Consider the following 12,525-nt stretch of genomic DNA (forward strand, 5'->3'; position numbering starts at 1 on the left):
CCTGCCGGAGCATTGGGGCATCCAGCTGTACCTCAAGGACGAGTCCACCCACCGGTCCGGCAGCCTCAAGCACCGGCTGGCCAGGTCGCTGTTCCTGTTCGGCTTGGTGAACGGCTGGATCCGGGAGGACACCACCATCGTCGAGGCCTCCAGCGGAAGCACGGCAGTTTCGGAGGCGTACTTCGCCCAGCTGCTGGGGCTGCCCTTCGTCGCCGTCATGGCACGCACCACTAGTCCGGAGAAGATAGCGCTGATCGAACAGTTCGGCGGCTCCTGCCTGCTGGTGGAAAACGCCTCTGACGTCTACGCGGCGGCAGAAGAGGTCGCTGCCACCTGCAACGGGCATTACATGGACCAGTTCACCTTTGCTGAGCGGGCCACGGACTGGCGGGGCAACAACAACATCGCCGAATCGATCTTCGGCCAGCTCAGACTGGAGCCGCACCCGGTGCCGGACTGGATCGTGGTGGGCGCCGGCACCGGCGGAACCAGCGCCACGATTGGCCGGTACCTGCGGTATCACAGCCATCCCACCAGGCTGCTGGTGGTGGACCCGGAAAACTCCGCGTTCTACCCCGGCTGGCTGGGGGAATCAGCCGGCCAGCCCACCGGCCTGCCCTCGCGGATCGAAGGCATTGGCCGGGCGCGGATGGAGCCAAGTTTCATTCCCACGGTGATCGACAGGATGGTCCAGGTACCGGACGCGGCGTCCATTGCCGCGATGCGGCACCTGAACTCCTTCGCGGGCCTGCACGCAGGCCCGTCCACCGGCACCAACCTGTGGGGCGTCTGGCAGACAATTGCCGGCATGCTGGCGGAGGGCCGCCGTGGCAGCGTCGTGTCCTTGATGTGCGACGGCGGCGAGCGCTATGCGGGCAACTACTGGAACCAGGACTGGCTGGCCGGCCAGGGACTGGACCCGGCGCCGTACGAAGCGGTGATTGCGCGCTTCCTGGACACTGGGGATTGGACCGGCTAGACCTCCACCGACTCGCGCGGTGCCAGGTGCCGGTATTCAGTGCCGTACTTGGCCCCAATCCGCTTGACGTGCCCTTCAACGATGCCCAGGCCGTTGTCGTTGAGCAGCCCGTCGTGTATCTGGAACGCACGCGGCGCCCGCACCCCGATCACAAAGTCCACCACCTCGGCGGACTTGCTCCACGGGGCGTGCAGCGGAACCAGGAGTGTCCGGACCGTGATGCCGTCCGGGATGATGAACGAGTCTCCCGGGTGGTACACGTTCTGGTCCACCAGGTAGCCGATGTTGGCCACCACGGGAATCTGGGGGTGGATCAGGGCATGCTGGCCGCCGAAGCTGCGGATGTCGAAGCCGGCCGCCTGGAAGGAGGACCCAGGGTCCACGGTGTGGATGCGGTCCGCGGCACCGGGAGCATCCTGGCGCAGCTGCTGTGCCACGCCCGCGGGAGCGTGGAGTTCAAGGTGCTGGTTCCCGTGGAGGGCGTCCACCACGGCCTTGGTGTCCAGGTGGTCTGCGTGTTCGTGCGTCACCAGTACGGCCTGGGCCCCTGACAGCGCCTCCGCCGATTCGGAAAAGTTGCCGGGGTCGAGGACCAGGACCCCGCCCTCCTTCTCGAGCCGGACACAGGCGTGGGTGTATTTGGTCAGCTTCATAACGGCCAGCCTAGGGTCCGTTCCGGAACGCTGTCCACGAAGATCCGGCTGGTAATCTTGATGTTTGCCCCCCACGGAAGCGAGTTCGTCCATGCCGATCGGCGTCAAGGCTGATTCCGCCGCCCCGTCCCCGGCAGGAGGCGGCAAGGAACAGCGCGTTACCAAGCAGCGCAAAGCCGTCAGCGCTGCCCTGGACCGCCTGGACGACTTCGTCAGCACACAGGAGCTCTACCGGATCCTGCAGAACCAGGGCGTATCCGTTTCGCTTGCCACCGCTTACCGGATCCTGCAGTCGCTGGCCGATGAGGGCCTGGTTGACGTGCTCCGCAACGGCGACGGCGAGGCGGTGTACCGGCGCTGCGCGGTGACCTCCCACCACCACCACCTGCTGTGCCGGAACTGCGGCAAGGCCGTTGAGGTGGAAGCCCCTGCCGTGGAGACGTGGGCCGTGCGCACGGCCGCGGAGCATGGGTTCACGGAAGTGGACCACACGGTGGAAATTTTCGGGCTGTGCCCGGACTGCACGGCCCTTAAGGCTGCCGGGAAGCTGTAAGGACCCGCCCGTTGAGGCCACGGGCCTCCCGTACCGAGCCGATGGTACGGCACACCACGTAGATCAGGAACGACAACGTGGTGACATAGGGACTGATGGGGATCCGCCCGCCCAGGGCCAGCAGGATTCCGCCCACCGTGGCCGTCACGGCGAAGACCACGCTGAGGACCACCGCCGCCACCGGCGAGGAGGTAACCCGCAGCGCCGCGGCCGCAGGAGTGATGAGCAGGGCAAGGACCAGCAGGGCGCCCACCACCTGGATGGACAGGGCCACGCTGACCCCCAGGACAATCATGAACACGATGCCCAGGCTGCGGACAGGTACTCCCCGCGCCTCGGCGAGTTCGGGGTCGACGCTGGCGAAGTTGAGCGGCCGCCAGACGGCCAGCAGCACGAGCATCACGACGACGGCAGTCCCGGCCAGTGCCTGGAGCTGGACCGTGTCCACGGAAACGATCTGCCCGGTCAGCAGCCCGAACTTGTTCGCGGCGCGGCCTTGGTAGAGCGACAGGAACAGGATGCCGAGTCCCAGCCCGAACGGCATGATGACCCCGATAATCGAGTTCTTGTCCCGTGCGCGCACCCCCATCAGGCCCAGCAGCAGTGCGGCCGCCACCGATCCAACCAGCGAGCCGAAGACCACATCCGTCCCGACCAGCAGCGCAAAAGCGGCCCCTGCAAACGACAGCTCGGAAATGCCGTGCACAGCGAAGGCAAGGTCGCGCTTCATGACGAAAGTGCCCACCAGGCCGCCGAGGAGCCCCAGGATAGCGCCGGCCCAGATGGAGTTCTGGACCAGGACCAGCAGTTCGCCGTAGTTGTCGAAATTGAAAATGGCACCCAGGATGCTGTCCGCGTCCATTACGCCACCTCCCCTGCCATCGTGTCCGCCACGGTGTGATGGTGCGTGGTGGCGTCGGGCAGGCCGACCACCACGAGCCGGCCATTGGCGCGGATCACCTCCACATGGCTGCCGTATAGGTCGGACAGCACTTCGGTGGTCATGACCTCGTCCGGTGCCCCGACCCGGAAACGTCCCCCGGCCAGGTAGAGGACACGGTCCACGTACTCGATGATCGGATTGATCTCATGGGTCACAAAGACGACGGCACTGTTGTGCTCACGGCTTTGCTTGCTGATCAGGGCGCTCACTGCCTGCTGGTGGTGCAAATCCAGCGACAACAGCGGTTCGTCACAGAGCAGGACCTGCGGATCAGTCGCCAGGGCCTGTGCCACCCGCAGCCGCTGCTGCTCGCCGCCGGAGAGCTGCCCAACCGGGACGTTGGCGTAATCGGAGGCACCAACCAGCTCCAGGAGCTGGTCCACCTTCCGGTTTGTCCTGGCCGGCGAGAGCCGGATTCCCCAGCGGTGGCCGTCCACTCCAAGTCCCACCAGGTCGCGGGCCCGCATGGGGGTATCCGGCGCAAAGGATTTCTGCTGGGGGATGTAGCCGATCAGGCTGCTGCCGCGTTCCACGGGCCGTCCGCCAATGGAGGCTTCTCCCGCCTCCAGCTTCTGCAGGCCCAGCAGCACTTTCAGGAAGCTGGTCTTGCCACTGCCGTTGGGACCCAGCACGGCAAAGAACTCGCCGGGCCTGATGTCCAGGTCAAGGCCCTCCCAGAGCGTGCGCTGGCCGAACCTGAGGCACGCCCCGTTGAGGCTAACGACGGATTTCACCTGTTTGTCTCCAGAACCTTGCTGATGTTGTTCACATTGTCCGTCATCCACTGCAGGTAGGTCTTGCCTTCGGGCAGGGTCTCGGTGAAGTCCACCACGGGCACTCCGGCGCTCTCAGCCGCCTTCTTCAGCGCTTCGGTCTGGGGACCCTCTGTCTGGGCGTTGTAGGCGAGCAGGCGGACGGCTTTGGACCCGACCAGGTCCGTGGCCTCCTTCAGGACGGCGGGTGGAACGTCAGTGCCCTCTTCGATGGCCGCGGTGTACTGCTCAGGCGTCGCATTGGTGAGTCCGGCATCTTCGAGCATGTACAGGGGCACGGGCTCCGTTACGGCCACGCGGCCACCGCCCCCGGAGGCTCTCATGGCGTCCAGCTGGCCGTGCAGGGATGACAGGGAGGACTTGAAGGACTGGGCATTTGCGGAGAACGTGGGGGCAGAGCCGGGGTCCAGGGCGGCAAGCTTGTCCGCTATGCCGTCAGCCATCCGCTCCATGGCGGGCAGGCTGTACCAGACGTGTTCGTTGAGCCCGCCGTGGTCGTGGCCGGCGTGCCCGTCTGTCGTCTCCGGTGTGGTCGATGGCCCGGCGGAGGCAGTTTCTTCCGGATGGGCAAGGCCGGAAACTTCGACGGCAGTCAGCACGGACGCGCTGTCGAGCTTGCTGCTCTCCACCAGGGTGTGGAGGAAGTCGTCGTATCCGCCACCGTTCTCGATGACGAGCCGGGCCTTGGATACCGCCAGCCGGTCCTGGGCTGTGGCCTCGTAGGAGTGCGGATCCTGCCCGGCGCTGTTGATGATGGCAGTCACCTTGACCTTGTCCCCGCCGATCGTGCGGGCGATGTCACCGTAGACGTTTGTGGAGGCTACGACGTTGATCCCCTGCGCCTGCTCCGAGGTTTGCGACGGCTGGGGGCTGCAGGCACTGAGCAGGAGGCCGAGCCCCGCGAGGGCGGCAAGGAAAGAGCTGGCAGCGGCTGGACGGCGCACGGAAAACCTCAGTTCACACAGGATGGGGAGGACAACAGTGCCCAGCCTATACCTAAATGCGAATGATTCCTATTTAGGTGGGTGAGCTGCTTCGTCAGGCCCATCCCTGGCGCGCCCCTGCGCAGAGGCAGGGGCGTCCGGGGTCTCAGCTGCCGTTCGGCTGGCCCAGCCGGCGGATTCCGGTGGCCTGCGTTGCGTCCCTGATTTCCCCGACGAGCTGTTCGATGACGTCCTCCAGGAAGAGCACCCCCCGCGTATTGCCGTCCGGGCCAATCACGCGCGCAAGGTGGGACCCGGTGCGCTGCATGACGGACATGGCCTTTTCGATCTCGTCACCCAGCGCCAGGTTTGCCAGCGACCGGACCCGGCTTTCGGCGATGGGCAGCTCATAAGCGGACTCCGGTATGGACAGCACGTCCTTTACATGGAGGTAGCCGTAGAGCATGTCCTCGTCGTCGAGCATGGGGAACCGGGAGAAGCCAGTACGGCTGACGGCTTTCTCGAACTCCACGGGCGTGGTGGATGCCCCCAGCATGACCAGGTTTCCGAGCGGGACCATGATGTCCTCCGCCGTGTGCTCCGAGAACTCAAGCGCTCCGGTGATGAGCCCGGCGTCGTCATCCACCAGCCCGTGGCGGGTGGACTCCTGGACGATCGACTGCACCTCTTCCAAGGTGAAGGAGGACGTCACCTCGTCCTTGGGCTCGATCCGCATCAGCTTGAGGATGTGGTTGGCCGACCAGTTGAGGACGGAGATCACGGGATGGACCAGCCGCGAGATGAACAGCAGCGGCGGGGCCAGGAACAGTGCCGCCTTGTCAGCCACGGACACCGAAATGTTCTTGGGCACCATCTCGCCGAACGTCACGTGCAGGAAGGTCACCAGCATCAGGGCCACAGCGAAGGCTGCCACGTCGGCCACTTCCGCCGGCAGGCCCACCGTCTCGATGGGGACCGCGAGCAGGTGGTGGATTGCCGGCTCCGCCACCAGCAGGATCAACAGCGAACAGACCGTGATGCCCAACTGTGCGCACGCCAGCATCAGGGAGACGTTTTCCATGGCACGAAGGGTGGTCTGCGCGCGCTTTGAACCGGCGTCGGCCAGGGGTTCAATCTGGCTTCGGCGCGCGGACATGATGGCGAACTCAGCGGCCACAAAGAAGGCGTTGCCCAGCAGGAGGACACCCAGCCACGCTATTCCGGCCCAGTCACTCATGGCTTGCTCCTGTGATTGGTGTCCTGCGCAGCCGGTTCCGCCGCGGGGTGGAAGCAGATCCGGTCGATCCTGCGGCCATCCATCCTGGTGACACTGAGGGTGCCGCCATTTACCGGCACCCTGTCCCCCACGGCGGCGATCCTGCCCAGCTTGCTCATGACGTAGCCGCCCACGGTTTCGTAGGCTGCTTCGTCCGGAACGCTCAGGCCAGGGATTTGCTCGGACAACTCATCGGGCCGGAGCAGACCCGGGAAATACCAGTCGCCGGAGGCACTTTGCAGGAGTCCCGGACGGACCTTGTCATGCTCGTCCGCCACCTCGCCGACAATTTCCTCCACCAGGTCTTCCAGGGTGGCGATGCCGGCGGTCCCACCGTATTCATCCAGCACGACGGCCAGCTGCAGGTTTCCCTCGCGGAGCTCGGCCAGGAGGGCATCCAGGTGGATGGTCTCGGGCACGCGCAGAACTTCGGTCATGATGGCACCCGCTTCGAGGTTCTGCCGGCGTTCCCACGGAACGGCAACGGCCTTTTTAACGTGCACCAGGCCGCGGATGTCATCGGCTGAATCGCCGATGACAGGGAAGCGGGAGTAGCCGGTCCTGCGCGCCGCATCCACGACGTCGGAGACCGGCTGGTCGGCGTCGATCGTCTCCAGCCGGATGCGGGGCGTCATGACGTCGGCCGCTGTCCGCGTGGAGAAGTTGAGGGTGCGGGCGATGAAGTTGGCGGTCCCGGCGTCAAGCGTTCCCATCGCAGCGGACCTCCGGACCAGCGAGGCAAGCTCCGCCGGCGTCCGCGCCCCGGAAATCTCCTCCTTGGCTTCCAGCCCGAAAACGTGCAGGACCTTGTTGGAGAACCCGTTGAGGACCAGGATTGCCGGTTTGAAGATGGTGGTGAAGACGAGCTGCGGCCCGGCCAGCGCCCGGCCCACGGGAAACGCCAGCGCGATGGCCATGTTTTTGGGCACCAACTCACCCAGGAGCATGGACAGCAGTGTTGCCACCACCATCGCCAGGATCAGGGAAACAGACTCCACCGCCACGTCGGGAAGGCCGACGGCGCCCAGCGGCGCCTTGAGCAGGCGGCCCACCGAGGGTTCCATGACATAACCAGTGAGCAAAGTGGTCAAGGTGATGCCGAGCTGGCAGCTGGACAGCTGGGTTGACAGTGACTTGAGGCAGGTGAGCAAAGGCACCGCCCCGGTGTCGCCGTCGTCGATGGCGCGCTGGACTGTTGCCTGGTCCAGGGCGATGAGGGAGAACTCGACGGCCACGAAGAAACCTGTGCCGGCGATGAGCAGCAAGCCTGCTGCAAGAAGGAGCCACTCCATTCAGCATCCCGCCTGGCGTGCGAACTTTTCCGCAATCATGAAAAGCGGCGGAGTGGAAAAGCTGTTTCGTCCCGGCGGAGGATGATCGGCGGATACCGCCTGGTCCGTGCGGGTTGCGGCAAGCTGGGCCGTTGGCTGGTGATGGGCGCGTTGTCGGGGTTTGCCGGCTCTGGGGGCGGACTGCGCGGCGCTGCTCTTCGAGCTCCGCTGACAGCGCCCAGGCCGGCACCTAGATTTACTGTCCATAAGAATTTCAGTCTACAGGAGCAGCCCTGTCCCGGACGCTCGGGAGGGCGGCCACAGGCAGCCCGTTTGCCTTCCGGCGGGCCGCCTGCGCGGTGGGTCCCCAGGCCCCGGCGGCCGCCATATTCAGGCGATGGTTCGTCACTTCATGATTTGAGTCACCCTTATTGGCAGTTAACACAGGATGCTCACTAGACTTGCAAAGGTCCGGGTTCAGCGGACAGAGACTGGTTCGAACGTAGTGCTGAAGCACCGGGGGGCCAAAGAGAAATCAAACTCATGGAAGAGGCGTATTTCAAGTGCCAGAGCAGCCAAGCCACCGTCTACCAGAGGAATTTGGCGGAAACGAGTGGCTCGTTGACGAACTGTACGAGCAGTACCAGCAGGACAAGAACGCCGTGGACGCCAAGTGGTGGCCCCTGTTCGAATCCTTCGACTCGGGCAACGGTTCTTCTTCCAATGGAAATTCCGCGCATGCCGCCAACCCACCCACGCGGGAACTTCCCGTTGTAAAGCAGGCTCCCGCCGCACCGGCACCGTCGCCGGCTGCTGCCCCCGCTGCCCCCGCTGCACCGGCAGCCGCTGCCCCGGCCGCACCCGCAGCCCCTGCACCCGTCAAGAAGGCCCCTGCCACCGAAGCGCGCGACGGCGGCAAGAAGACCGAGGCCGGCACCGGTTCGCAGCCCATCCCGGCCCAGCTGCCCAAGAACGTCAAGGCGCCCACTGCACCCGAGGAAGACGTCGTCTCCGTCCTCCGCGGACCGGCAAAAGCCATCGCCACCAATATGGTCACCAGCCTCCAGGTGCCCACCGCCACCAGCGTCCGTGCCATTCCGGCCAAGCTGCTCATCGACAACCGCGTGGTCATCAACTCAAACCTGGCCCGCGCGCGCGGCGGCAAGGTTTCCTTCACGCACCTCATCGGCTACGCCGTGATCCGCGCTCTCTCCCAGTTCCCGTCCATGAACGTGTACTACGACGAGGTGGACGGCAAGCCTGTTGCGGTCCAGCCGGCGCACGTCAACTTCGGCATCGCCATCGACATGCCCAAGCCCGACGGCACCCGCCTGCTCATGGTCCCGAACATCAAGAAGGCGGAGACCCTCAACTTTGCCGAGTTCTGGCACACCTACGAGGACCTGATCAAGCGGGCCCGCAACGGCAAGCTCACCGCCGAAGACCACCAGGGCACCACAGTGTCCCTGACCAACCCCGGCGGCATCGGCACCGTGCACTCGGTACCGCGCCTCTCCAAGGGCCAGGCGGCCATCATCGGCGTCGGCGCCCTTGACTACCCCGCAGAGTTCCAGGGCGCCAGCGAAAAGATCATCGCCCAGAACGCCATCAGCAAGGTCCTGACCCTCACCTCGACGTACGACCACCGCGTCATCCAGGGTGCCGGCAGCGGCGAATTCCTGAAGCTGGTGCACCAGCTGCTGCTTGGCGCGCAGAATTTCTACGACGAGATCTTCGAAGCCCTGCGCATTCCGTACGAGCCCGTCCGCTGGAGCCCCGACCTGCAGGTTGATCCGGCCGACGAGATCAACAAGGTGGCCCGGATCCAGCAGCTGATCCACTCCTTCCGCGTGCGCGGCCACCTCATGGCGGACACCGATCCGCTGGAATACGTCCAGCGCAAGCACCCGGACCTGGACGTCCTCACCTATGGTCTGACCCTCTGGGACCTGGACCGCGAATGGCCCACCGGCGGGTTCGGCGGCAAGCCGATGCTGAAGTTCCGCGACATCCTGGGCGTCCTGCGCGATGCCTACTGCCGCACCACGGGCATCGAGTACATGCACATCCAGGAGCCTGCCGAGCGTAAGTGGTTCCAGGACCAGCTGGAGCACGCCTACTCCAAGCCCAGCCGCGAGGAACAGCTGCGGATCGTCTCCAAGCTGAACGCAGCCGAGGCCTTCGAGACCTTCCTGCAGACCAAGTTCGTGGGCCAGAAGCGCTTCTCCCTGGAAGGCGGCGAGTCCCTGATCCCGCTGCTGGACGCCATCATGTCCGATGCCGCGGACGACGGCCTGGACGAGGTCGCCATCGGGATGGCCCACCGCGGCCGCCTCAACGTCCTGACGAACATCGCCGGCAAGACCTACGCCCAGGTGTTCCGCGAATTCGAGGGAACCCAGGATCCGCGCTCCGTGCAGGGTTCCGGCGACGTCAAGTACCACCTGGGCACCGAAGGCACCTTCACCTCGGACAACGGCAAGGAGACCAAGGTCTACCTCGCTGCGAACCCGTCGCACCTGGAAGCCGTGGACTCCGTCCTCGAAGGCATCGTCCGGGCCAAGCAGGACCGGCTGGACCAGGGCGAATCGTTCCCCGTCCTGCCCATCATGGTCCACGGCGACGCCGCCTTCGCGGGCCAGGGCGTTGTGGCTGAAACGCTCAACCTGTCCCAGCTCCGGGGCTACCGCACGGGTGGAACCATCCACATCGTGGTCAACAACCAGGTGGGGTTCACCACCGCCCCGTCCTCGTCGCGGTCGTCCACGTACTCCACGGACGTTGCCAAGATGATCCAGGCGCCGGTGTTCCACGTGAACGGTGACGACCCGGAGGCTGTTGTCCGCATCGGCCAGCTCGCCTACGAATTCCGGCAGCGCTTCCACAAGGACGTCGTCATCGACATGGTGTGCTACCGCCGCCGGGGCCACAACGAGGGCGACGACCCCTCGATGACCCAGCCGCTGATGTACAACCTGATCGAAGCCAAGCGGTCCGTCCGCAAGCTGTACACCGAGTCCCTCATCGGCCGCGGCGACATCACCGAGGAAGAAGCCGAGCAGCTGCTCCGCGACTACCAGGAACGGCTGGAGCGGGTCTTCGCCGAGACGCACGCCGCCCAGACCTCGCCTATTCCGATCGTGACCGCTGATTCAGCAGCCGTCTCCGACATCGAACGGCCCAAGGCCCAGCAGTCCGATTCCAGCGTCAGCGCACCGGCTTCCACGGCCATCAGTGCCGAGACCCTGGCCCGGATCGGCAAGGCGCACGTCGAGATCCCCGACGGCTTCACGGTCCACCCCAAGCTGAAGCAGCTGCTTGAAAAGCGCGAGCAGATGTCCCGCGAAGGCGGCATCGACTGGGGCTTCGGCGAGATCGCGGCCTTCGGCTCCCTGATCATGGAAGGCGTCCCCGTGCGCCTTGCCGGCCAGGACTCGCGCCGTGGCACCTTCGTGCAGCGCCACGCGGTCTTCCACGACCGTGCCAACGGCAAGGAATGGCTGCCCCTGGGCAACCTTTCGGATGACCAGGCCAAGCTGTGGATCTACGACTCGCTGCTGTCCGAATACGCCGCCATGGGCTTCGAGTACGGCTACTCCGTGGAACGCCCGGACGCCCTGGTCCTGTGGGAAGCCCAGTTCGGTGACTTCGTCAACGGTGCGCAGACCATCATCGACGAGTTCATTTCGTCCGCGGAGCAGAAGTGGGGCCAGCGCTCCTCCCTGGTCCTGATGCTCCCGCACGGTTACGAGGGACAGGGCCCGGACCACTCCTCCGCGAGGATCGAGCGGTTCCTGCAGCTGTGTGCAGAGGACAACATGATCGTGGCCAACCCCACCACGGCAGCCTCGCATTTCCACCTGTTGCGCCGCCAGGCGTACAGCCGCCCGCGAAAGCCGCTGATCATCTTCACGCCCAAGCAGCTCCTGCGCCTGAAGGCAGCCGCGTCGTCCGTCGAGGACTTCACCAACGGCACCTTCCGCCCTGTCATCGGTGACCACGAGCAGCTGCCGGCCACCGCCGTCGAGCGCGTGCTCCTGGTCTCCGGCCGCCTGTACTACGATCTCCTGTCCACCCGGCAGAAGACCGGCGACAAGACCACAGCGATCATCCGCGTGGAGCAGCTCTACCCGCTGCCGCATGCGGAGATCGAAGCGGAGCTTGCCAAGTACCCCAACGCCGACGTGGTCTGGGCCCAGGACGAGCCTGCCAACCAGGGGCCCTGGCCGTTCATCGGCCTGCACCTCCCGGAGGCCCTTGACCGCCGGGTCCGCCTGGTGTCCCGGCCGGCATCGGCCTCCACGGCGGCCGGTTCCATGAAGCGGCACGCCGCGGAACAGGATGTCCTCCTGAAGCAGGCATTTGCACGGAAGTAAGCAGTAAGGCTGCCCGGCCGGAGTCGAAATACCAGACTCCGGCCGGGCAGTTCTGTTTAATGGATGGACAGCGCCTCCCCTAGCCTCCGCAGCCGCGGCGGCAACGATGGCAGCGGCCGTACCGAAGTAAACCCGTACCGAAGTAAAGAGGAACGCGTGGAAGACAGGAAGCTGCGGATCGCGGCTGTAGGAGATGAACTGCTGGCCGGACTGGGCGACCCCCGGGCGCTGGGCTGGCTGGGCCGCGTGCTGGCCCGCACTCCCCAGGATGGCATGCTGCTGGAAAGCTATGCCCTCCCCTGCCCGCAGGAAGGTACCGAAGGTTTGGCTGCGCGCTGGCTGGATGAGGCCGGCAGGCGCTTCAGCCCCCAGGCAGAGAACCGGCTGGTCATCGGACTCTCGGGGCGTGACATCGAGTTCGGCCTGTCCACCGCAAGGAGCCGGCTGAACCTGGCCAACATCCTGGACTCAGCTTCCCAAAACCGGATCGAGGTGTTCGTCGTGGGGCCACCCCCCACGCTTGACCCGGCCCAGAACCGCCGGCTGGACGAACTGAACACTGCCTTCGCGGATGTGACCACCCGGCGCAAGCACCTCTACGTCGACACCTTCTCTCCCCTGCTCAACCACGAACAGTGGCGCCAGGACCTTGCCGCGAACGGGGGAACTCCCGGCCAGGCAGGCTACGGCCTCATGGCTTGGCTGGTGCTGCACCGCGGCTGGTTCCAGTGGCTGGGCATGGACGCTCCCCAGTAGCCCCTTCACGCGATATATCTTG

Annotated in this window: 10 protein-coding genes; 4 read left to right on the plus strand and 6 right to left on the minus strand. The window is 65.5% G+C overall.

Features of this window, described 5'->3' with window-relative positions:
• On the plus strand, positions 1-979 hold a 979-nt coding region (locus tag ACR65J_RS12920; protein ID WP_440169455.1), incomplete at its 5' end, for a PLP-dependent cysteine synthase family protein.
• Here the strand turns inward: ACR65J_RS12920 and ACR65J_RS12925 are convergent.
• Positions 976-1,632 (minus strand): MBL fold metallo-hydrolase, encoded by a 657-nt coding sequence (locus ACR65J_RS12925; RefSeq protein ID WP_440169457.1) that lies wholly within the window; start codon positions 1,630-1,632, stop codon positions 976-978. The two genes, ACR65J_RS12920 and ACR65J_RS12925, sit on opposite strands and share 4 nt — an antisense overlap.
• A 91-nt stretch (positions 1,633-1,723) precedes the next feature.
• Between ACR65J_RS12925 and ACR65J_RS12930 the strand changes: the two genes are divergently transcribed.
• Positions 1,724-2,185 carry a Fur family transcriptional regulator gene (locus ACR65J_RS12930; RefSeq protein ID WP_440169610.1) on the plus strand — a complete coding sequence of 154 codons (462 nt, stop codon included), beginning with the start codon at positions 1,724-1,726 and terminating at the stop codon, positions 2,183-2,185.
• On the opposite strand, the gene ACR65J_RS12935 is transcribed toward ACR65J_RS12930, so the two are convergent.
• The 5 genes from ACR65J_RS12935 to ACR65J_RS12955 all read right to left on the minus strand — a co-directional run bounded on the left by ACR65J_RS12935 (position 2,163) and on the right by ACR65J_RS12955 (position 7,392).
• The gene (locus tag ACR65J_RS12935; protein WP_440169463.1) at positions 2,163-3,047 is read right to left on the minus strand and encodes a metal ABC transporter permease; all 885 of its coding nucleotides are present in this window, start codon (positions 3,045-3,047) and stop codon (positions 2,163-2,165) included. The genes ACR65J_RS12930 and ACR65J_RS12935 overlap by 23 nt on opposite strands.
• Positions 3,047-3,862 carry a metal ABC transporter ATP-binding protein gene (locus ACR65J_RS12940; protein WP_440169466.1) on the minus strand — a complete coding sequence of 272 codons (816 nt, stop codon included), beginning with the start codon at positions 3,860-3,862 and terminating at the stop codon, positions 3,047-3,049. Before ACR65J_RS12940 ends, ACR65J_RS12935 begins: the two co-directional genes overlap by 1 nt.
• Entirely contained in the window at positions 3,859-4,845 is a 987-nt protein-coding gene (locus tag ACR65J_RS12945) for a metal ABC transporter solute-binding protein, Zn/Mn family (RefSeq protein WP_440169469.1), read from the minus strand. The genes ACR65J_RS12940 and ACR65J_RS12945 overlap by 4 nt, the downstream gene beginning before the upstream one ends.
• Positions 4,846-4,990: 145 nt before the next feature.
• Positions 4,991-6,061 carry a hemolysin family protein gene (locus tag ACR65J_RS12950; protein ID WP_440169471.1) on the minus strand — a complete coding sequence of 357 codons (1,071 nt, stop codon included), beginning with the start codon at positions 6,059-6,061 and terminating at the stop codon, positions 4,991-4,993.
• The gene (locus ACR65J_RS12955) at positions 6,058-7,392 is read right to left on the minus strand and encodes a hemolysin family protein (RefSeq protein ID WP_440169474.1); all 1,335 of its coding nucleotides are present in this window, start codon (positions 7,390-7,392) and stop codon (positions 6,058-6,060) included. The genes ACR65J_RS12950 and ACR65J_RS12955 overlap by 4 nt, the downstream gene beginning before the upstream one ends.
• 542 nt (positions 7,393-7,934) lie before the next feature.
• Here ACR65J_RS12955 and ACR65J_RS12960 point away from each other — a divergent pair.
• The gene (locus ACR65J_RS12960; RefSeq protein ID WP_440169477.1) at positions 7,935-11,747 is read left to right on the plus strand and encodes a multifunctional oxoglutarate decarboxylase/oxoglutarate dehydrogenase thiamine pyrophosphate-binding subunit/dihydrolipoyllysine-residue succinyltransferase subunit; all 3,813 of its coding nucleotides are present in this window, start codon (positions 7,935-7,937) and stop codon (positions 11,745-11,747) included.
• A 156-nt stretch (positions 11,748-11,903) separates the two neighbouring features.
• Complete coding sequence (locus ACR65J_RS12965; protein ID WP_141160025.1) at positions 11,904-12,503, plus strand: GDSL-type esterase/lipase family protein; 600 nt, start codon at positions 11,904-11,906, stop codon at positions 12,501-12,503.
• Positions 12,504-12,525 lie beyond the last annotated feature (22 nt).

Source organism: Arthrobacter sp. SAFR-044, assembly GCF_059414985.1.